This window comes from Flavobacterium glycines (assembly GCF_900100165.1).
Classification (GTDB): Bacteria; Bacteroidota; Bacteroidia; order Flavobacteriales; family Flavobacteriaceae; genus Flavobacterium; species Flavobacterium glycines.
This window is the reverse complement of the sequence record NZ_FNEO01000004.1, coordinates 156844-177638: the sequence shown is the minus strand read 5'-3', so window position 1 is coordinate 177638 and position 20795 is coordinate 156844. Positions and strand designations below refer to the sequence as shown.

Annotated in this window: 19 protein-coding genes; 9 read left to right on the top strand and 10 right to left on the bottom strand. The window is 34.6% G+C overall.

Going from position 1 to position 20795, the window contains the following annotated elements; genetic code table 11:
• The first annotated feature begins 158 nt into the window (after positions 1-158).
• The 4 genes from BLR17_RS11710 to BLR17_RS11695 are packed head-to-tail and all read left to right on the top strand — an operon-like array spanning position 159 to position 3043.
• Positions 159-1298, top strand: coding sequence for an acyl-CoA dehydrogenase family protein (locus BLR17_RS11710; protein ID WP_066329461.1), 1140 nt, complete (start codon positions 159-161; stop codon positions 1296-1298).
• Between the two features lie 49 nt (positions 1299-1347).
• A complete protein-coding gene (locus BLR17_RS11705) occupies positions 1348-2025 on the top strand; it encodes an SDR family NAD(P)-dependent oxidoreductase (protein WP_066329459.1) in 678 nt (225 codons plus the stop codon).
• A 29-nt stretch (positions 2026-2054) separates the two neighbouring features.
• Positions 2055-2408, top strand: coding sequence for a four helix bundle protein (locus BLR17_RS11700; protein ID WP_066329458.1), 354 nt, complete (start codon positions 2055-2057; stop codon positions 2406-2408).
• Between the two features lie 29 nt (positions 2409-2437).
• Positions 2438-3043 carry a SprT-like domain-containing protein gene (locus BLR17_RS11695; protein ID WP_066329452.1) on the top strand — a complete coding sequence of 202 codons (606 nt, stop codon included), beginning with the start codon at positions 2438-2440 and terminating at the stop codon, positions 3041-3043.
• A 67-nt stretch (positions 3044-3110) separates the two neighbouring features.
• Here BLR17_RS11695 and BLR17_RS11690 read toward each other — a convergent pair whose 3' ends face one another.
• The 3 genes from BLR17_RS11690 to BLR17_RS11680 form a co-directional block, all read right to left on the bottom strand.
• The gene (locus BLR17_RS11690) at positions 3111-3872 is read right to left on the bottom strand and encodes an ABC transporter ATP-binding protein (RefSeq protein WP_066329450.1); all 762 of its coding nucleotides are present in this window, start codon (positions 3870-3872) and stop codon (positions 3111-3113) included.
• Entirely contained in the window at positions 3869-4618 is a 750-nt protein-coding gene (locus BLR17_RS11685; RefSeq protein WP_066329448.1) for an MlaE family ABC transporter permease, read from the bottom strand. The genes BLR17_RS11690 and BLR17_RS11685 overlap by 4 nt, the downstream gene beginning before the upstream one ends.
• Positions 4619-4696: 78 nt before the next feature.
• Positions 4697-5548 carry a glycosyltransferase family 2 protein gene (locus tag BLR17_RS11680; protein WP_066329446.1) on the bottom strand — a complete coding sequence of 284 codons (852 nt, stop codon included), beginning with the start codon at positions 5546-5548 and terminating at the stop codon, positions 4697-4699.
• 62 nt (positions 5549-5610) lie between these two features.
• Here BLR17_RS11680 and BLR17_RS11675 point away from each other — a divergent pair, with 62 nt between their 5' ends.
• Both BLR17_RS11675 and BLR17_RS11670 read left to right on the top strand, forming a co-directional pair.
• Entirely contained in the window at positions 5611-6525 is a 915-nt protein-coding gene (locus BLR17_RS11675) for a glycosyltransferase family 2 protein (RefSeq protein WP_066329440.1), read from the top strand.
• On the top strand, positions 6515-7981 hold the full coding sequence (locus BLR17_RS11670) for an MATE family efflux transporter (RefSeq protein ID WP_066329439.1): 1467 nt from the start codon (positions 6515-6517) through the stop codon (positions 7979-7981). Before BLR17_RS11675 ends, BLR17_RS11670 begins: the two co-directional genes overlap by 11 nt.
• Positions 7982-8085: 104 nt before the next feature.
• Here BLR17_RS11670 and BLR17_RS11665 read toward each other — a convergent pair whose 3' ends face one another.
• Entirely contained in the window at positions 8086-9144 is a 1059-nt protein-coding gene (locus tag BLR17_RS11665) for a 3-oxoacyl-ACP synthase III family protein (RefSeq protein ID WP_066329574.1), read from the bottom strand.
• 246 nt (positions 9145-9390) lie between these two features.
• On the bottom strand, positions 9391-12240 hold the full coding sequence (gene gcvP, locus BLR17_RS11660) for an aminomethyl-transferring glycine dehydrogenase (protein ID WP_066329437.1): 2850 nt from the start codon (positions 12238-12240) through the stop codon (positions 9391-9393).
• Between the two features lie 128 nt (positions 12241-12368).
• Between gcvP and BLR17_RS11655 the strand changes: the two genes are divergently transcribed.
• Positions 12369-13181 (top strand): hypothetical protein, encoded by an 813-nt coding sequence (locus BLR17_RS11655; protein WP_066329435.1) that lies wholly within the window; start codon positions 12369-12371, stop codon positions 13179-13181.
• A 204-nt stretch (positions 13182-13385) separates the two neighbouring features.
• Here BLR17_RS11655 and BLR17_RS11650 read toward each other — a convergent pair whose 3' ends face one another.
• The 5 genes from BLR17_RS11650 to BLR17_RS11630 form a co-directional block, all read right to left on the bottom strand.
• On the bottom strand, positions 13386-14774 hold the full coding sequence (locus tag BLR17_RS11650; protein WP_066329432.1) for an ATP-binding protein: 1389 nt from the start codon (positions 14772-14774) through the stop codon (positions 13386-13388).
• 227 nt (positions 14775-15001) lie between these two features.
• The gene (locus BLR17_RS11645; protein WP_066329429.1) at positions 15002-17029 is read right to left on the bottom strand and encodes a M3 family metallopeptidase; all 2028 of its coding nucleotides are present in this window, start codon (positions 17027-17029) and stop codon (positions 15002-15004) included.
• A gap of 107 nt (positions 17030-17136) precedes the next feature.
• Positions 17137-17616 (bottom strand): 5-(carboxyamino)imidazole ribonucleotide mutase, encoded by a 480-nt coding sequence (purE, locus tag BLR17_RS11640; RefSeq protein ID WP_066329427.1) that lies wholly within the window; start codon positions 17614-17616, stop codon positions 17137-17139.
• Positions 17617-17702: 86 nt separating this feature from the next.
• Entirely contained in the window at positions 17703-18857 is a 1155-nt protein-coding gene (locus BLR17_RS11635) for a 5-(carboxyamino)imidazole ribonucleotide synthase (protein ID WP_066329424.1), read from the bottom strand.
• 56 nt (positions 18858-18913) lie between these two features.
• A complete protein-coding gene (locus tag BLR17_RS11630; RefSeq protein ID WP_066329423.1) occupies positions 18914-19462 on the bottom strand; it encodes a hypothetical protein in 549 nt (182 codons plus the stop codon).
• A 100-nt stretch (positions 19463-19562) separates the two neighbouring features.
• On the opposite strand from BLR17_RS11630, the gene hpt reads away from it, so the two are divergent.
• Complete coding sequence (gene hpt, locus BLR17_RS11625) at positions 19563-20093, top strand: hypoxanthine phosphoribosyltransferase (protein ID WP_066329421.1); 531 nt, start codon at positions 19563-19565, stop codon at positions 20091-20093.
• A gap of 118 nt (positions 20094-20211) precedes the next feature.
• Positions 20212-20784 (top strand): adenylate kinase, encoded by a 573-nt coding sequence (locus tag BLR17_RS11620; protein WP_066329419.1) that lies wholly within the window; start codon positions 20212-20214, stop codon positions 20782-20784.
• Positions 20785-20795: the final 11 nt, after the last annotated feature.

Here is a 20795-nt window from a genome sequence, read left to right as displayed (position 1 = left end):
AAGCCGACTAAAATATTAAAAGCCGAAGTTGTGTTTTTAAAATAAAAGTAAGTAAATTTAGAAAACACAAAATCAATATGCGAAGATTGTGTGTGGAATTTTGAAATATTTTTTACGTCTAAAGCATTGCAAGGACTTAATTTATTAAAAGCGTTATTATGGATTTCAATTTGACCGAAGAACAAAAAATGATTCAGCAAGCTGCCAGAGATTTTGCCCAAACTGAATTATTGCCGGGAGTGATAGAACGGGATGAATTTTCTAAATTTCCAACGGAACAAGTAAAGAAAATGGCCGAATTAGGTTTTTTGGGGATGATGGTTGATCCTAAATACGGTGGTTCGGGCATGGATAATGTTTCTTATGTTTTGGTGCTCACAGAAATTGCAAAAGTCGATGCTTCTTTGGCGGTAATTATGTCTGTAAATAATTCTTTGGTTTGTGCCGGATTAGAAAAATATTGCAACGAAGAACAAAAACAAAAATATTTAGTGCCTTTGGCAAAAGGAGATATTATAGGTGCTTTTTGTCTTTCGGAACCCAATGCCGGTTCGGATGCTACTTCGCAAAAAACAACAGCCATCGATAAGGGCGATTATTATTTGTTAAACGGAACCAAGAATTGGATTACTAATGGTTCTTCGGCATCGACTTATATTGTGATGGCGCAAACACATCCCGAAAAAGGACACAAAGGAATCAATGCTTTTATTGTAGAAAAAGGCTGGGCTGGTTTTGAGATTGGTCCCAAAGAAAAGAAAATGGGAATTCGTGGTTCAGATACGCATTCGTTACAATTTAATGACGTAAAAGTGCCAAAGGAAAACAGAATAGGGGAAGATGGTTTTGGTTTCCAATTTGCTATGGCGGTTCTCAATGGAGGACGAATAGGAATTGCTTCCCAGGCTTTAGGAATTGCGACAGGAGCTTATGAATTGGCATTGAAATATTCTCATGTGCGACAATCTTTCGGGAAAGAAATTTTTCAGCATCAGGCTATTGCTTTTAAATTAGCCGATATGGCTACCCAAATTATGGCAGCTAAAATGCTGTGTCTAAAAGCAGCTTCAGAAAAAGATGCGGGAATGGATATTACCCAATCGGGGGCGATGGCTAAATTATTTGCTTCCCAAACCGCTATGGATGTTACTGTGGAGGCAGTTCAAATTCATGGAGGAAACGGTTATGTGGCCGAATATCATGTGGAACGCATGATGCGCGATGCAAAAATTACCCAAATTTATGAAGGAACCTCAGAGATTCAGCGAATTGTAATTTCGAGAACATTAACTTCTTAATGTAAATATTGGTAATCGCTATTTTAAAGCTTTTGTTTATTTTTGTAACATGAAGAAAATTATTATCACAGGAACCAGTAGAGGAATCGGATTTGAGTTGGCTTTGCAATTTGCCAATGCAGGACATCAGGTTTTGGCTATTTCGAGAAAAACACCTCAGGAGTTAATCGTTCATGAAAATATCAGCTGTCTTTCGGTTGATTTGGCAAATGAATCTGATTTAGAAAATGTCGAACAATTTCTTGCTTCCACATGGAAACAAGTCGATGCTGTGATTCACAATGCGGGAAGTTTGATTTGTAAACCCTTCGAAGCTTTAACGCAAACTGATTTCGAAAATATATATAAGGTAAATGTTTTTGGTGTTGCCAATTTGACACGCATCTGTTTGCCATTTTTACAAAAAGGAAGTCATGTGGTTACTATCAGTTCGATGGGAGGCGTTCAGGGCAGTTTAAAATTTGCCGGACTTGCTGCTTACAGTTCAAGTAAAGGAGCTGTAATAACTCTTTCTGAATTGTTAGCCGAAGAATATAAAGAACGTGGTATTGCTTTTAATGTTTTGGCTTTGGGAGCTGTACAAACGGAAATGTTGCAAGAAGCTTTTCCGGGTTATCAGGCACCCATTTCGGCAGAAGGCATGGCTAATTATATTTTTGATTTTACATTGAACGGAAACAAATATTTCAACGGAAAAGTATTGCAGGTTTCAACGACAAATCCGTAGGTAATTATAAGAGTTATGAATTATAAGTTATGAGTGAAAGTATCGTTAAAACAAAGAGTTTTGATTTGGCAGTTAGCGGTGTTAATTTTTACAAAAATATTGTTTCTGAAAAGAAAGAATATGTTATGAGTAAGCAATTTTTACGTTCCATAACTTCGGTGGGAGCTAATGTACGTGAAGCTGTAAATGCTCAAAGCAAACCTGATTTTATTCATAAATTATCGATAGCTCAAAAAGAATGTGATGAAACGATATATTGGTTAGAACTTCTCAAAGAAACCGATTATATTTCTGAAATCGAATTTAATTCTCTACATAGACAAAGTGCCGAAGTTTTAAAGATTATCCGAAGCATAATTATAACCTCAAAGAAAAATTTATAATTCATAACTCATAATTTATAATTAAAAAATTGAGCGATACTTTAGCAAAATACTTACCTGATCATGCAGTCAAACCCGCTTTTGAGTTGATTGTAGAAAACAGGGTGCATTTAAAAATCGTTAACGAACGTGCAACTCGTCATGGTGATTATCGAAAAGCCATGAACGGAAAACACGAAATTACCGTAAACGGAAGCTTGAATAAATATCGATTTTTGATTACGCTGATTCATGAAATTGCACATTTGGTTGCCTTCGAAAAGTTTGGTCGTAATATAAAGCCACATGGTAACGAGTGGAAATATGTTTTTCAGCAATTGATGGTGCCATATATTCGACCTGAAATTTTTCCCAATCAATTGTTGCCTTTATTAGCCAGGCATTTTAGAAATCCCAGCGCCAGCAGTGATACCGATACTACTTTGTCACTTGCATTGAAACAATTTGACAAAGTAAACGATAAAAATTATGTTTTTGAAATTCCCTACGGCAGTGTCTTTCGAATTAAAAACGGAAAGGTTTTCAAAAAGATAGCTGTGCGTACCAAGCGATATGAATGTCTGGAAATCAATTCGGGACGTTTGTATTTATTTAATCCAAATGCTGAGGTGGAATTGATTAAAAGTTCTAATTAAAAAATCCCAAATTCCTATTTTATTACAAATCGGAATTTGGGATTTTTTAATTGGAATTTTAAAAGACTTATTCTTTCAAATATGCTTCTCGTACTTTTTTAAATAAATTAGATGAATACACAAAAGCGACTACGGCTTCGTTGTCTGTTCTAAAGATTTCTTCTTTAGTTCCTTCCCAAGCTTTCACACCGTTTTTCAGGAATAGAATTTTTTCGCCTATTTCCATTACCGAATTCATATCGTGTGTGTTGATTACTGTAGTGATATTGTATTCTTCGGTGATTTCTTTGATGAGATTATCAATCAAAATAGAAGTGTTAGGGTCTAATCCTGAGTTAGGTTCGTCGCAAAATAAATATTTGGGATTATTTACAATAGCGCGGGCAATTGCAACACGTTTTTGCATTCCGCCTGAAATTTCAGAAGGTAATTTATGGTGTGCATCAATAAGATTTACTCTTTTTAGAACAAAATCAACACGATCTTTGATTTCAGATTTACTTTTGTTGGTAAACATTTTCAAAGGAAAAGCCACGTTTTCGGCTACACTCATCGAGTCAAATAAAGCACTTCCTTGAAATACCATGCCTATTTCTGTTCTTAATTCTCTTTTTTCATCATCATTTAAACTAGAGTAAATACGACCGTCAAAAGAAATTGTACCTACTTCCGGATGGTGAATACCAAGTAAACTTTTTAATAATACTGTTTTTCCGGAACCACTTTGTCCTATAATTAGGTTGGTTTTTCCTGTTTCGAAAGTAGTTGTGATTCCTTTTAGGATTTTACTGTCGCTAAATGATTTTTCAACGTCTTTAACTTCTATCATGATCCTAATAATAACTGTGTTAATATATAATTGAAAAGAATGATGGTAACCGATGTCCAAACAAAGGATACAGTACTCGCTTTACCTACTTCAAGAGCTCCGCCTTTCATGTAATAACCATGGAAAGAGGGGATAGTAGCTAATAACATAGCAAAAATGAAGGTCTTGATGAAAGCATAGGTAATGTGAAAAGGAATGAATTCCATTTGTGCTCCTGTAATGAAATCAGCACTACTGGTAAAACCACCATACACACCTGCAAGCCAGCCACCGAAAATTCCTAAAAACATACTGATTCCAATAACAAAAGGGTACAATAATAAAGCAATAATTTTAGGGAAAACCAGGTAATTTAAGGAATTTACTCCCATTACTTCCAAGGCATCGATTTGTTCGGTAACACGCATGGTTCCGATGCTGGATGTAATAAAAGAACCCATTTTTCCAGCCATAATAATAGAAATAAAAGTAGGTGCAAATTCTAAAATTACTGATTGACGCGTAGCAAAACCAATTAGGTATTTTGGAATTAATGGATTGGTTAAGTTCAAAGCTGTTTGAATAGAAACAACTCCGCCTACGAAGAAAGAGATAAAGGCAACAATACCAAGAGAGCCAATGATTAAATCGTCTATTTCTTTAAAGATAAGATTGCGCATCATAGACCATTTGGTCTGTTTGTTAAAAATCTCTTTGAGCATCAGGAAATATTTTCCTACTTGCGATAAATATCGAATGAGCATCATAGTTTTTTGAATATTGTCAAAAATAGTTATAAGTTATGAGTTATGAAGTGTGAGTTGCCGCTTTTTCGAAAAGTCAAATTAGCGAATTAGTTTCTCTTTCATTTTTTTCAGGCGGTATTGACGAATAAATTTTGCCTGTTCGTTGTTAACTAAAAGCGGTTTTTTTTCTGATTTTGCTTTTAGAAAACCCTGGATATAATCAAAAAACAACAAAGGCTTCTTTTTCATCATAGCCAGTTTAGCTGAGGCAATTGCTGTAATCCAAAATCCGTAACCTAAGGTATAAAATGCTTCTCCTTGTTTGTAACGTGCTGTTTTGTTATAGTTGGCTCCCGTAGGTTTTAAATGTTTAACTTTCAAAGAAGCATCAGTGACTACTTTCCAATCATAGAATTTACACAATAATTCGTCAACGGTGTCCCAACCCATTTGTGGACGTAAACCTCCAATTTGTTTGAAAGTGGCTTTACGATAGGCTTTTAAAGCACCGCGAATATGATCTTTATCGGTTAGGTTTTCCAGAACCCAATCTCCATTTTTTTCAATATAACAAAATCCGCCCACCATTCCGATTCGGTCATCTGACTGAAAATGCGTGGTGATAGTTTCGAAATAGTTGTTTGGGAAAATTAAGTCAGCATCCAGTTTTACAATGACATCATAATCATCATCCAGAGTTTCAAAACCTGTTTGAAAAGCCTGAATTACTTTGCTGCCCGGTAAATGAATCGCACTTGATTTTTTTTCTACCAGAGAAATATAGGGATTGTCTTTGGCGAAAGCCTCAACAATATCGGCAGTTTTGTCGGTCGAATTGTCGTTGACGATTACTATTTTTTTTGGTAAAAGGGTTTGAGTGGTTAAGGATTCTAAGGTCAAAGAAATAAATTCTTCTTCGTTGTGAGCCGGAATAACAATGTAATATTTCATTTTTTTTCAAAGTCTAGTGCAAATATCATTATTTTTGCAGGGATTAAAAAATATACTTTCGATTGGAAAAAAAAATTACAGTTGTTATTGTAACTTATAATGGAGCAAGCTGGGTGAAAAAGAATATGAATTCTTTATTGCAATCCAGTTATCCAATAGATATAATTGTAGTAGATAATGCGTCGACAGACCAATCGGTTGCTCTTTTGAAAGAATATAAAAACGTTCACTTAATAGAAAGCAAAGTTAATTTAGGTTTTGGTAAAGCCAATAATATCGGAATTGATATTGCTCTTAAAAATGGTTCGGATGCTGTTTTTTTATTGAATCAGGATACCTGGATTTATGAAAACAGTATTGCAACTATGGCTGAAATTCTTTTTGCAAATCCCGATTTAGGAATTGTAAGTCCTTTGCATCTTTCGCCAGACGAAGTTACTCTGGATAGCAGTTTTGAAACCTATTATTCAAGATTTCAAACCGGAATGGATTCGGAGGCTGTTCGTATAGTTCCGTTTATTAATGCAGCTGCCTGGTTAGTATCTAAAGAATGTTTTCAAAAAGTGGGTTATTTTGATCCTGTTTTCAATCATTACGGTGAAGATCGAAATTTTTGCACCCGCGTATTATTTCATAAATTCAAAATAGGCGTCGCAAAAAAAGCGGCCATTTGCCATGATAGGATTGTGAAGTTAAGCAGCAAAAAAATAGAATTACAGTCTGAATATTTGGTTTTAAACCAAATGATAGATTGTAATTATTCTGCTGTATCTGCTTTGATATTGGGTTTGAAATCGGTTATTGGATTGCCGAAATTTCATGCTAAGGCGGAAGGTTTGTCTAAGTCTTTTACACTTTTTTATAAACTGCTGTTTTACTATGTGGGTCTGTTAGCCGATTATAAAACAATAAAACGCATTCGTAGTAATTCCAAAAAAGGAATTAATGGAACCGATATAAAGAGCTATGCAAAATAAAGCAGATCATCGTCAGGCTTTTTTCTTTACCCTAATTAACTATGTGGGGATTTTGATAGGGATTTTTTCTACGCTTTTTGTGTACCCTAAAAATAAAGAAATGCTTGGGGTTTTTAGATATGTAGAATCTTTAGCGCAGGTTTTGTTTCCAATAATGCTTTTAGGAGTTTCACAGGTTTTGATAAAATTTGGACCTAAACTGAACAGTCATCAGGAAAAACAATTGTTTAATTACAGTGTTTTGTCCATTCTTTTTATGAGTCTTCTGGTTTTGATAGCTGTTGGAGGTTTCTCGTTATTTTCTGTTTTTAAGCATTTGGATTATGTTTATTTGGCTTTTTCGATGGGCTTTTTCCTGGCTTTTATCGATTTGTTCAAGAAACAGGCAACGATTATTCAAAAGATTTCAGTTCCGACTTTTTTTGATAATATTGTGCCTAAACTGGCATTGCCGGCTATTTTTATTTTGGTATTAAACAATTGTGTTTCTTCAGGCGGATCTTTGCTATTGTATACTGTTTCTTATGGTTTAATAGCGTTGTTTGTAGCCATTTATCTGTTTTATTATTTTAAACCCGAATTCAGGTTTGACTTTAAATCCTTGTTTATGCAAATAGATAAAAAAGAAATGTATCGTTTTTCTTTGTTTGCATTTGCGGGGAGTTTGGGGTCGGTATTTGCTTTCAGAATCGATGCTATTATGATTCCAAAATTCATTTCGATGGAAGCTAATGGTTCTTTTAGTATTGGGGTAACTCTGGCATCGGCATTAGCGATTCCGGCAACAGGGATTTTTACTTTGTATGCGCCTATTATTTCTAATTTCATCAAAAATAATATGATGGAAGAACTGAATGTAAAGTATAAGGAAATTTCCAAATTACTTTTCTTTATTGGGGCGCTTCTTTATAGTTGTATTTTTTTAGGTATAGAAAATTTATTTCTGCTGCTACCTACACATGAAAATTTGATGGCATCGGTTTCGGTAATTTTGATTTTAGGATTCAATGTTCTGGTGAATATGGGAACGGGTTTCAATAGTGAAATTATTACCTATTCTAAATATTATCGATTTAATCTTATTGCCATCATTGTATTGGTAATCCTGAATGTTTCATTAAATATTCTTTTTATAAAAGTATTTCATTTAGGCATTGAAGGAGTCGCTTTTGCTTCCTTGATTGCGATGGTACTTTTTAACCTTTCGAAATTGATTTTTATTTACCAAAAATTTAAATTATTTCCTTTTGATAAATCGTATTTAAAATTGGTTGTTGTATTTACGGGAGTACTTTTGTTTTGTTATTTTTTACCAAATCTAGAGAATAATTGGTTTAATCTTATTTACAAAACAGGGCTTTCAATGCTTTTAAATTTGGGAATTATTTACAAGCTGAATTTAGTGTATTCCTATAATTTTTGGGTCAATAAGATGTTGGCAAAAATCAGGTCTTAAATAATTGCTCTGCTATTTTTGAGGAAAATATAATTTATCATAAAATAAAAAATCCACAATCGAAATAGATCAATTGTGGATTTTTTATTTGAATTTAAAACTAATTAGAATCTATAAACAAAAGCATTGATGTTCATTCCGGCTCCTACAGAAGCAAAAATAAGAATGTCACCTTTGTTGATTTCATGACCTTCAATTTTTTTGTTTAAAATTAAATCGAACAAAGTGGGTACAGTTGCCACACTGCTGTTTCCTAAATCATGAATACTCATTGGCATGATATCAGCCGGAGCTTCTTTGTCGTATAATTTGTAAAAACGGTCAACGATAGCTTCGTCCATTTTTTCATTTGCCTGATGAATCAGGATTTTTTTAACGTCATCTATAGCAATACCACTTTTGTCCAAACAACTTTTCATGGCAGTCGGAACATTGCTAAGGGCAAATTCGTAGATTTTTCGACCATACATTTTGATGTAGTTAATGTTTTGGTCTAAGCCCGGATGGTATGATTTTCCGTTGAATAAAAATCCAACTTCTTCTTCCGTGAAAGAAGCTGTTTCGTATGAAAGCATTCCGGTTTCATCATCAGAAGCTTCGATAACTGTTGCTCCGGCTCCATCAGAATAAATCATAGAATCACGGTCGTGATCATCAACTACTCTTGAAAGAGTTTCAGCTCCAATAACCAAACATTTTTTGGCCATACCTGATTTAATAAAGGCATTGGCTTGCAACACACCTTCAACCCAACCCGGACATCCGAAAATAAGGTCGTAAGCCACGCATTTTGGGTTTTTTATGCCTAATTTATGTTTCACACGACTGGCCAAACTTGGAATCATATCCGATTGGTTCTGTCCAAATTTTACATCGCCAAAGTTGTGCGCAAAAATGATATAATCCAAAGTTTCAGGATCGATTCCGGAATTTTCTATCGCTTTTTGTGAAGCAAAAAAAGCTAAATCGGAAGTATTGTGATGACTTTCTGAATAGCGCCTTTCTTCGATTCCTGTTATTGCTTTAAATTTTTTAATGATAACTTCATTCGATTGTTTGATTGGCGTACCATCATCGTTAAGAAATTGATGAAGTTCAAAGTATTTGTCGGAAATTATTCTTTCTGGTATGTAACTTCCTGTTCCAGTTATTTTTATTTTCATTAGGTTGTTTTCCATTAAAAAAATAGCAATAGTTTAATGTTTTAAGAACTATTTAGAAATATCGGTTGCTGTGCGATTGGCAAAATTACAGATAATTTTTAATGAATCTCCAAAATCAACTGCTTTTAATTTTTGATTTAGGGAAAAACTTTGAAAACTAAATGTTTAGTGGAGATGAATTTTATTTTAAAATAAAAATGCCCTGATAAAAAAAACAGGGCATTTAAAAAGAGTTTATGTTAGAATTTAGTTTTCCATATACGCTTCGATAGGCGCACAAGAACAAACTAAGTTTCTGTCTCCATAAGCATCATCTACCCGACGAACAGATGGCCAGAATTTATTCTCAGCAATATAATCTAATGGGTAAGCTGCAGTTTCTCTTGAGTAAGGATACTCCCAAGTATTTGCGGTAAGCATTGCTAAAGTGTGAGGGGCATTTTTCAATACATTATTTTTATCTTCTGCAATAGCAGCCTCAATTTCTTTTTTGATAGCAATCATGGCATCACAAAAACGATCTAGTTCAGCTAAGTCTTCAGATTCTGTTGGTTCAATCATTAAGGTTCCTGCAACCGGGAAAGAAACTGTTGGTGCATGGAAACCATAATCCATTAAACGTTTTGCGATGTCACCCACTTCAATTCCGTTTTGTTTGAAAGCACGGCAATCTAAGATCATTTCGTGAGCAGCTCTTCCGCATTCTCCGGTATAAAGAATAGGATAGTGTCCTTCAAAACGCGCTTTCATGTAGTTCGCATTCAGGATGGCGTGTTCGGTAGCACTTCTTAAACCTTCAGCACCTAACATAGTAATGTATCCGTAAGAAATCAAACAAACTAAAGCTGATCCGTACGGAGCAGAAGAAATAGCTGTAATAGCATTTTCTCCACCAACATTTAATACTGGGTTAGTAGGTAAGAACGGAAGTAATTTTTCGTTTACACAAATTGGTCCTACACCAGGTCCACCACCTCCGTGAGGAATAGCGAAAGTTTTATGTAAGTTCAGGTGACAAACATCAGCACCAATAGTAGCCGGATTTGTTAAACCTACCTGAGCGTTCATATTGGCACCGTCCATATAAACTAATCCGCCATTGTCGTGGATTAATTGCGTGATTTCGTTAATTGTAGATTCGTAAACTCCGTGAGTAGATGGATAAGTAACCATTAAGCAGGATAAATCATCTTTATGCTCAATAGCTTTTTCTCTTAAATCTTCTACATCAATGTTTCCTTCCGGAGTTGTTTTAGTAACTACGATTTTCATTCCCGCCATAGCTGCAGAAGCCGGGTTTGTTCCGTGAGCAGAGGAAGGAATTAAACATACGTTACGGTAACCTTCACCACGAGAAATATGGTAAGCACGAATAGCCATCAAACCGGCATATTCTCCTTGAGCTCCTGAATTGGGTTGCAAAGTTGTTCCTGCAAATCCAGTGATAATGCTTAATTGGTCTTCTAATTTTTTAAGCATTGTGATGTAACCTTCGGCTTGTTCAACCGGAGCAAACGGGTGAATGCTGTTCCAGTTTGGCATTGATAAAGGTAACATTTCAGAGGCTGCGTTCAATTTCATAGTACAGGAACCTAAAGAAATCATCGAGTGATTCAATGATAAGTCTTTACGCTCCAGTTTTTTGATGTAACGCATTAATTGACTTTCTGAACGGTAAGTATTGAAAACTTCATGTGTTAAGAAAGGCGACGTTCTTTCTAAAGAAGCCGGTAATTGAGATGCAGTTGCTAATTCAGAAACAGTAAATGCTTCTTTTTCTGTTGCTTCCGCAAAAATGGCAATGATTTGGTTGATGTCATTGATTGAAGTCGTTTCATTTAATGAAATCGAAATCGTTTCAGCATCAACATAGAAGAAGTTTACTTCATTTCTTTCGGCAACTTCTTTTACTTTTTGAGCATTTGTTTTAACTAAAATGGTGTCAAAGTAAGCTGTATTAATTTGGTAAACACCTAACTGATTTAAGGCTTCAGCAGTAGTGACAGCAGAAGCATGAACTTTGTTTGCAATGTATTGTAATCCTTTTGGACCGTGATAAACCGCATACATTCCAGCCATAACAGCCAGTAAAACCTGAGCTGTACAGATGTTTGAAGTCGCTTTTTCACGTTTAATATGTTGTTCACGGGTTCCTAAAGCCATACGTAAAGCACGGTTTCCATTAGCATCGATAGAAACACCAATGATACGTCCCGGCATAGAACGTTTGTATTCTTCTTTAGTAGCGAAATAAGCTGCATGAGGACCGCCGTATCCCATTGGAATACCAAAACGTTGAGTCGTACCTACGACTACTGCAGCACCCATTTCTCCCGGAGAAGTTAAGGTTGCCAATGATAAAATATCAGCAGCAACAGCAACTTTAATTTCGTTTTCTTTTGCTTTAGCGATAAAAGCAGCGTAATCGTTTACTTGTCCGTATTTTCCAGGGTATTGTAAAATAGCTCCGAAGAACTCATTTGAGAAATCGAAAGTCTCGTGGTTTCCAACAACTAATTCAATTCCGATTGGAGTAGAACGTGTTTGTAAAACCGATAATGTTTGAGGTAAAATTTCTTCAGAAACGAAGAATTTGTTTATGTTGTTTTTCTTTTGTTCACGGGAACGAACGTCAAATAATAACGACATTGCTTCGGCTGCAGCTGTACCTTCGTCAAGTAAAGAAGCATTGGCAATTTCCATTCCGGTTAACTCAATTACCATAGTTTGGAAATTCAAAATAGCTTCCAAACGACCCTGAGCAATCTCTGCCTGATATGGTGTGTAAGCCGTGTACCATCCCGGGTTTTCAAAAATATTTCTTTGAATAGGTGCCGGTACAATGGTAGGGTGGTAGCCTAAACCAATATATGATTTGAAAACTTTGTTTTTTTTGCCTAATTCCTGAATGTGATTAGCATATTCATATTCCGTCATTGCCGGATCAAGGATTAAATCATTTTTCAAACGAATTCCGTCGGGAAAAGTTTCATAAAGTAATTGGTCCATATCAGTAACACCAATTGTTTTGAACATATGTTCTAGGTCAGTTTCTCTTGGCCCGATGTGTCTTAAAGCAAAAGCATCTGTTTTCATGAAAGTTTTGTAAATTTTTGAGGTGCAAAAATAAGCATAATTCTCTTTCTAATCATTGTTTTAGCATTGATTTTATTTGTTGTAGGAAGAGTTTATAATTTTCATCGTGAAATGATTACATTTGTTAGATGATTCGCATTCGAGACCTTTTTGATTTTTATCTAAAATCCAGCATCCATGTTGCTTTGTCGGTCTATGCTTTGGTGCGAATGACGCAATTTATGTTTGGGATCCCTTATGATAAACCCATGGCTTTTTTTGCTTTCTTCGGGACCATTGTAGGTTATAATTTTGTGAAATACGATGCTTTGGCCAGAGCTAAGAAAAGAATGATGCGCAATGAATTGAAATTGATAGCCGGTTTAAGTTTTATGTCGTTCCTGGCGGTAGGCTATTGTTTTTTTCAATTGGAGCAAATAACACAATTAGTAGCTGTTGGAGTTTTACTACTTACGTTACTTTATACACTTCCTTTTTTTCCTAATCGTAAAAATGCCCGAAACTGGGCCGGTGTCAAAATTTATATTGTTGCGTTGTGTTGGGTGGGAGTGACTTTGATGTTGCCATTAGTTAATGCGCATCATGATTTAGGAAGTGATTTTTTAATTAAATGTGTGCAGCGATTTATATTGATTTTCGATTTGATTTTGGTTTTCGAAATTATTGATTTGAATAACGATGATCCGCATCTCAAGACTGTTCCGCAGCAAATAGGTGTGAAGCAAACAAAATTATTAGGGTTGCTGTTGCTTGTGCCATTTTATTTTCTGGAGTTATTAAAAACTAATTTTATCGAAAAACAATTGATAGTCAATTTGGTTTTGGTTGTAATGCTTTCTCTGTTTTTGTTGTTTTCAAATGAAAATCGTTCCAAATATTATTCTTCTTTTTGGGTTGAAAGTATTCCCATTCTTTGGTGGCTGATGGTAGTTTTGCTGTAAAATAAAAAAACCGAAGTAGAGATACTTCGATTGTTTTAATTTGTTTTTCTTTTGTATGCTAGTTTTTGAGCTAGACGAAAGAGTTAGATTTATCTAATTTTATAACTTGACAATTGTTCAAATCTGTTATTTAAATATATATATAATTTGTGGAGTTTAATAAAAATTCTGTCAACAAGCTCTTTAGGTTATACAGTGGTTTGTTTATTGTTTTTTTATCCATGTAGAATTTTTTCCTTTTTTTTCTGGGTCAGGATTCATCTCAATAAGTCCTTTTTCCTGCATTCGATAAAATATACTTTTCATATTATCAGAAGTCTTTACCCCGGTTAATTCTCTCGCCTTACTATTATGAATTTCATCATGACTTTCTAAATACTCCATAACAATTTTTTCAGCTGAGGCCAAAGGTTCATGACTAATAGTAACCAAAACTGCATTTTCAAGTTCTCGAATTACTGGTTTTTTTAATCTCAGTTCACTTATTTCATCAAATGCAGTATTCAAGCCTTCTCCAACATCTTTATTTGGTGGATTAGGGAATTTATTTATAAGTCGAACTAAATTCCCATTTCTTGCAAATTGTTCATTTAATATGTTTGCTTCGGTAACATGACCCGGTAAAGAACCAGGACTTAATACTTCAACTCGATTGTCAAAAATCCTAACGTGAATATCTGATGCAATACTATAATCTCTATGAAGTACGGCATTAGTTACAATTTCATGTAAAGCTTTGTATGGATATGTGAGATCTTCTAAACCAGTTTCTCTCAAAACTTTTTCGTCATCAATTATTTTCTTCGTTTGACTAACTGCTTCGTAAACTTGTGAATAAATACATCCTTCCACAGAAATTGGATCAAAAACCAAAGTTTCCCTTGTGCCTTCTTCAGCTTTTGTTTTGTATCTATAAATTTTAATTCCACTTTGTTTTGGTAAAGCAGCTTGTGGTATTTCTGCATAGAGTAAAATTGCAGCAACTGTCGGAAGATTATTTCTGATTAGTAATTGTCTTCTTAACCAAGCTAAAGGTTCTACCGTTGGGATTACCTCTATCATAAATTCATAAATCACTAAAGAATCGGATACTGTTTCTATTGGGATGTTTATTGGGACATCTTCAAAACTTGCTAAGCCTTTGTCTAATTCAAGTCTTTTTAAATCTTCTTGAGTTGTTAACTTTAAGTTTTGTGCAGATCTTCTTTTATATACTTCATTATTTGATGCTTTTACTATGTGAAGATTCTTTTTAATTGACGCTTGTAAAATAAGTCCCTTTGAAGTTTGATGCGACAAAAAAGTGTAGGTATAATAGTCCCCAACTGGAAATAATTTCTCGAAAATTTGAATGTGTCCATTGGCCTCCTCTTCATTAACAAATCCTCTCCATTCTCTAATTGTATTTTCGTTGCGTTCGATTTCATCAATGCCAATGTATAGTTCACCACCAACAGCATTTGAGAATGCTGAGATCGTCTTTGTTAGACTAGCAGGAGAAATATCTTTAGACTTAAGGTCGTTGAAATGATTTTCACTCAATTGTAAAATCTTCTCCTTTTGTTCGTCATTTATAGGAATAGTGTTAATCATACTGTAAGGTTAATTTTATTTTCTGCTATAAAAAATATTAGTTAATCAATGTTTTAGATATACAACCAAAATTCGTATTATTGGAGAAAGGTTATAGTATTGTCTTTTTAATTTCAACAAAAATAATTATTTTTCTTACACGGAGAGATTTTAAGATATTTTTTTAATTATTTGCTTTTGAACATAAAAAAAACCGAAGCATCTCTACTTCGGTTTATATCTAAAATCTAAATCAATCCCGCTCTTCTTAACAAAGCTTCCGGTTTTGGTTCCTGACCTCTAAAGCGTTTGTATAAAATCATAGGAGCTTCGGTTCCGCCTTTTGAAAGTACATTTTCTTTGAACTTGGTTGCAACTTCTTTGTTGAAAATACCATTTTCTTTGAAATATTCAAAAGCATCGGCATCTAGAACTTCCGCCCATTTGTAGCTGTAATATCCTGATGAATAACCACCTTGAAAGATATGTGAAAAAGCCGTACTCATAGCATTTTCGGCTACATCCGGATACAATTGCGTACTTTTAAACTGTTCCGTTTCGAAAGCTTTTAAGTTGGTGATATTAGTTGGATCCTGTCCATGCCAAGCCATATCTAATAATCCAAAACTTAATTGTCTTAGTGTCGCTAAACCTTCCTGAAAACTCGCACTTTCTTTGATTTTTTCTACATATTCCTGCGGAATTATTTCTCCGGTTTGATAATGCGTGGCAAATAAAGCCAAAGCTTCCGGCTCATAACACCAGTTTTCCATTACCTGACTTGGCAATTCTACAAAATCCCAGTATACAGAAGTTCCGGATAAACTTGGGTAGATCGTGTTCGCCAACATTCCGTGTAATCCGTGACCAAATTCATGAAATAAAGTCGTTACTTCGTTAAAGGTTAATAACGATGGTTTAGTTTCTGTAGGTTTTGTAAAGTTGCAAACGTTAGAAATATGCGGTCTTTCGTTTACGCCATTTTTTACAAATTGCGATTTAAACGAAGTCATCCAGGCACCGTTGCGTTTTCCTTTTCTTGGGAAAAAATCAGCGTAGAAAATAGAAACTAAATTGTTGTTTTCATCGGTTACCTCATAAGTCATTACTTCGTCGTGGTATTTGTCGATGTCAAATACTTCGGTAAAAGTCAGTCCGTATAATTTTCCGGCAATGTCAAAAGCGCCATTCAACACTTTTTCCAGTTGAAAATAAGGTTTTAGTTTTTCGTCATCTAAATTAAAAAGCTGTTGTTTTAGTTTTTCAGAATAATAAGCACCGTCCCATTTTTCCAATTGTTCGATACCGTCCAATTCTTTTGCGAAAGTGGTTAATTGAGCAAATTCTTTTTCGGCAGCAGGCTTGGCTTTCGCTAATAAATCATTTTCAAAAGCCATCACTTTTTCCGGGCTTTCAGCCATGCGTTCTTCCAAAACAAAATGCGCATGAGTTTTATAACCTAATAAATTGGCTCTTTGTTGACGCAGTTTTACAATTTTTAAAACAATAGCCTCATTATTATATTCATTGTTTTGGAAACCTTTCGAACCAAAAGCAATTGCCATTTTTTTACGCAATTCTCTGTTGTCAGCATACGTCATAAACGGAAGATAGCTTGGATGATCTAAGGTAAAAATCCAGCCTTCTTTTTCTTCGTGTTTAGCCAAAGAGCGGGCTGCTTCGATTGTTCCTTCCGGTAAACCTGATAAGTCTTTTTCGTCTGTAATGTGTAATTGGAAAGCATTGGTTTCAGCCAAAACATTTTCGCCAAATTGCAAACTCAATTTCGATAATTCTTTGTCAATTTCGCGTAACTCAGCTTTCTTATCTTCGGCTAAATTAGCTCCGTTTCTGGAAAAACTTTTGTATTTTTTGTCTAAAAGTGTGGCTTGTTCGGTGTTTAAATTTAAGCTGTCTTTTTGTTCGTAAACTGCTTTTACACGTGCAAATAAATCAGCGTTTAGTGTAATGTCATTTCCGAATTCAGATAATAAAGGCGAAACTTCCTGAGCGATTTTTTGCATTTCGTCACTGGTTTCAGCCGAATTCAAATTGAAAAAAATACTCGAAATTCTGTCCAAAATAGCTCCTGAATAATCCATTGCTTCGATGGTGTTTTCAAAAGTTGGCGCTTCAGGATTGTTTACTATGGCATCAATTTCAGCTTTTGCCAAAGCAATTCCTTCCTGAAAAGCAGGAAGATAATCTTCATTTTTAATTTGAGAAAAAGGAGCTGTGTTGTATTTTGTATCGAAATATTGGGTTAGAATACTCATAATTAATATGTTTTTTTACGCAAAGATTCGCAAAGGAAATCCACGAAGAGAAGCTAAAATTTTGTGAGTCTCTGTGTTTTCTTTGCGAATCTCTGTGGAATTATTTTTTATTTTAAACTTTCAGAAGCTTTAATTACTGCAGCTTTTAATTCTTCTTTGTAAGCTACAATTTTGTTTAAAACAGCAATATCAGCACTTCCGATGATTTGAGCTGCTAAGATTCCGGCATTTTTAGCACCGTTCAGCGCCACAGTAGCAACAGGAACTCCGCCCGGCATTTGTAAAATAGATAAAACTGAATCCCAACCATCAATAGAATTGCTTGATTTTACAGGAACTCCAATTACAGGAAGAGGCGACATTGATGCAACCATTCCAGGTAAATGTGCAGCACCACCAGCACCGGCAATAATTACCGAAATGCCTCTTTTGTGTGCATTGTTACTAAAATCAAATAATTTTTCAGGTGTTCTGTGTGCCGAAACAATATCTACTTCTGTTTCTATTCCAAATTCTTTTAATATGTTGATGGCATCCTGCATCACTGGCATGTCAGAGATACTTCCCATAATTACAGCTACTTTCATTTTTCTTTTTATTTAAAGATTAAATGATTGAAAGATTTAAAAATTTGAATTGAATCTTTAAATATTTCAATCTTTAAATTTTTTAATTATTCACTAATTACTCTAATTGTATTTTTTACATCCTCAGCAATTTTTCTTGCTTCGGCCATGTTTTCGTTGGCAATGGTTACGTGTCCCATTTTTCTGAAAGGACGGGTTTGTTTTTTGCCATAAATATGAGGTGTAACGCCATCCCATCCTAATATTTTTTCAATATTTTGATACACTACATTTCCTGAATAACCTTCTTCGCCTACTAAATTCACCATAATTCCGGCCACTTTACTGTCGGTATTTCCTAAAGGTAAATCTAGAATGGCACGTAAGTGGTTCTCAAATTGCGAAGTATAGCTGGCTTCAATCGAATAATGTCCTGAATTGTGCGGACGCGGCGCAACTTCGTTTACAATAACTTCATCGTCTTGTGTTTGAAACATTTCAACGGCTAGAAGGCCAACGTGATTGAAGTTTTTAGAAACTTCCAGTGCGATGGCTCTGGCTTTTTCAGCCACTTTTTCGTCTATTCGGGCAGGACAAATTACGTATTCCACCTGATTGGCTTCGGGATGAAATTCCATTTCGACTACCGGATAGGTTTTGATTTCTCCTGAAGGATTACGACAAACGATAACGGCTAATTCATTTTTGAAAGGAACCATTTCTTCTGCGATACATTCTACATTTGGCAAGCTTTCTAAATCGGAAGCCTGACGGATAATTTTCACTCCATTTCCGTCATAACCAAATTCAGTGCATTTCCAGACAAATGGCAATTTTAACTTAGAATCTAAAAAGGCAACAACCAGGTTTTTTAAATCATCAAAACGTTTGTAGGCTGCTGTTGGGATGGAATGCTCAGTATAAAAATCTTTTTGCGTTCCTTTATTTTGAATTTTTCTCAGTGTTTTAGGAGAAGGATATACTTTTAAACCTTCGCTTTCCAATTTTTCTAAAGCTTCCAGATTAACCAATTCGATTTCGAAAGTTAAAACATCAACTTTTTTTCCAAACTGATATACAGTGTCAAAATCCATTAAGTCACCTTTGAAAAAATGATTGCAGGCTATTCGGCAAGGAGCCTCATCGCTTGGGTCAAGAACGTAAGTTTGTATGTCAAATTTTCGGGTGTCAAACAATAACATTTTGCCTAATTGTCCGCCTCCCAGAATTCCTAATTTAAAATCAGAAGAAAAATAATTCATTGTGTCGAAAGTTTATTGGCAGCAAAGATACTTTTAAATGGTTGAATAGGAAAATGCTATTTTATTTTCTTCAAAATATGCTTTGAAACCGATTTGTAAGCTGCGGTATGTGTACTGAAATCTTTTACTAATATGGTTTCTAATTCGGGATGAATCCAATCGTATTCTTTTCCTAAAAGTTGTAAACTGCGCATAGCATAGACTTTTGAAGCTACTTTAGTATCAGTAATCAACCAGTCAAAATTAATTTCGATGAGTTCCTGACGCTGTTCTTCGGAAAAATGGATTTCTTTTTTTGAAGTTTTATAATGCGCTTCAATGAGTAAGAAAATAACTTTCGAAAGTGGTCTGATAGCACTTTCGTTTGTTAATGTTTTGCTTTTGGAACAAATTAAAGAGAGTTGTCCTTGTAAATAATCGAGCTTTTTTAAAGCTATTAATTCCATTGCCCAGCAGGCTTTGTAATGGTCGGGATTTTGATTTTCGAAACAAATTTTCATAAAATCATCCAAAAGTTCAGGATGTATCAGTAAATAATCGGCCGTGGCCTGACGACTTTTTTTGTATCCTGTAGTTTGGCTAATAATAGTGTTTAATTCGCTCATAGGTTTTCAAGAAAACGCCTTAAAAGTACAAATTAGAAATCAATTGCTAAACTCAAATTCCAATTCAGTATCTTTGCGCATCATTTTAAAATAGAAAATAATGATTCAGCTTCATGATAAGGAGTTTGTGCCGTTTATTTCGGCCGAAGAAATTGACTTTGCTATACAGAAAATGGTTAGCCAGATTGAAGATGATTTTGCTGATGAAATTCCTGTTTTTGTTGGGGTTTTAAACGGTTCTTTTATGGTGGTTTCTGATTTTGTGAAAAAATATAGCAAACCCTGTGAGGTGAGTTTTGTGAAAATGGCTTCTTATGAAGGAATGAGTTCTACCAATCAGGTGAAAGAATTAATTGGTTTGAATCAGGACTTAACTGGACGTTCGGTAGTAATTATTGAAGATATTATTGATACCGGGCATACAATTGTAGAATTGAAAGCCTTATTTAAGAAACAAAATCCAAAACATTTTAAAATAGCGACTCTTTTTTTTAAGCCTGAAGCGTATAAAAAAGAAGTGAAAATTGATTATATAGGAATTCAGATTCCGAATAAATTTATAGTAGGTTTTGGTTTGGACTATGATGGTTTAGGACGAAATTTACCGGAAGTGTTTCAGTTAAAAGATTGAAAGACTGAAAAATTAAAAGATTAAAAGATTAAAAAAGGTACATATATTAATAAAAGTTTATTGGATAAGATTGTAAATCTTTGAATCATTAAATTTTTAAATTTTTAAATTAATTTTTATGACTAACATTGTTTTATTTGGGAAACCAGGAGCTGGAAAAGGAACTCAGGCTGAGTTTTTAAAAGAAAAATACAATTTAACGCATCTTTCAACAGGTGATATTTTTAGATTTAATATCAAAAATGAAACAGAATTAGGAAAACTGGCACAAACGTACATCAATAATGGTGAATTGGTTCCTGATGAAGTGACTATTAAAATGTTGCAAAGTGAAGTTGAAGCTAATCCGGATTCTGCAGGTTTTTTATTTGATGGTTTTCCAAGAACAATTGCTCAGGCACAGGCTTTAGACGCTTTTCTAGCTACTAAAAGTGAAGTTATTACAGCAACAGTTGCTCTGGAAGCAGATGATGAAATTCTTGTAGCAAGATTGTTAGAAAGAGGGAAAACTTCGGGAAGAGCTGATGATCAGGACGAAGAAAAAATTCGTAACAGATACCAGGAGTACAACGAAAAAACAGCTCCGCTTATTGATTTTTATAAAGGACAAGGGAAGTTTTTTGCAGTAAACGGTATCGGTTCTATTGCTGAAATTACGGAGCGCTTAAGCAGTGTAATTGATAATTTATAATAAAAAAAATA

Bases quoted from the DNA above. Each gene is read 5' to 3' on its own strand.
- BLR17_RS11710 (WP_066329461.1), top strand. From the start codon at position 159: ATGGATTTCAATTTGACCGAAGAACAAAAAATGATTCAGCAAGCTGCC.
- BLR17_RS11705 (WP_066329459.1), top strand. From the start codon at position 1,348: ATGAAGAAAATTATTATCACAGGAACCAGTAGAGGAATCGGATTTGAG.
- BLR17_RS11700 (WP_066329458.1), top strand. From the start codon at position 2,055: ATGAGTGAAAGTATCGTTAAAACAAAGAGTTTTGATTTGGCAGTTAGC.
- BLR17_RS11690 (WP_066329450.1), bottom strand. From the start codon at position 3,872: ATGATAGAAGTTAAAGACGTTGAAAAATCATTTAGCGACAGTAAAATC.
- BLR17_RS11685 (WP_066329448.1), bottom strand. From the start codon at position 4,618: ATGATGCTCATTCGATATTTATCGCAAGTAGGAAAATATTTCCTGATG.
- BLR17_RS11680 (WP_066329446.1), bottom strand. From the start codon at position 5,548: ATGAAATATTACATTGTTATTCCGGCTCACAACGAAGAAGAATTTATT.
- BLR17_RS11670 (WP_066329439.1), top strand. From the start codon at position 6,515: ATGCAAAATAAAGCAGATCATCGTCAGGCTTTTTTCTTTACCCTAATT.
- BLR17_RS11665 (WP_066329574.1), bottom strand. From the start codon at position 9,144: ATGAAAATAAAAATAACTGGAACAGGAAGTTACATACCAGAAAGAATA.
- gcvP (WP_066329437.1), bottom strand. From the start codon at position 12,240: ATGAAAACAGATGCTTTTGCTTTAAGACACATCGGGCCAAGAGAAACT.
- BLR17_RS11655 (WP_066329435.1), top strand. From the start codon at position 12,369: ATGATTCGCATTCGAGACCTTTTTGATTTTTATCTAAAATCCAGCATC.
- BLR17_RS11650 (WP_066329432.1), bottom strand. From the start codon at position 14,774: ATGATTAACACTATTCCTATAAATGACGAACAAAAGGAGAAGATTTTA.
- BLR17_RS11645 (WP_066329429.1), bottom strand. From the start codon at position 17,029: ATGAGTATTCTAACCCAATATTTCGATACAAAATACAACACAGCTCCT.
- purE (WP_066329427.1), bottom strand. From the start codon at position 17,616: ATGAAAGTAGCTGTAATTATGGGAAGTATCTCTGACATGCCAGTGATG.
- BLR17_RS11635 (WP_066329424.1), bottom strand. From the start codon at position 18,857: ATGAATTATTTTTCTTCTGATTTTAAATTAGGAATTCTGGGAGGCGGA.
- BLR17_RS11630 (WP_066329423.1), bottom strand. From the start codon at position 19,462: ATGAGCGAATTAAACACTATTATTAGCCAAACTACAGGATACAAAAAA.
- hpt (WP_066329421.1), top strand. From the start codon at position 19,563: ATGATTCAGCTTCATGATAAGGAGTTTGTGCCGTTTATTTCGGCCGAA.
- BLR17_RS11620 (WP_066329419.1), top strand. From the start codon at position 20,212: ATGACTAACATTGTTTTATTTGGGAAACCAGGAGCTGGAAAAGGAACT.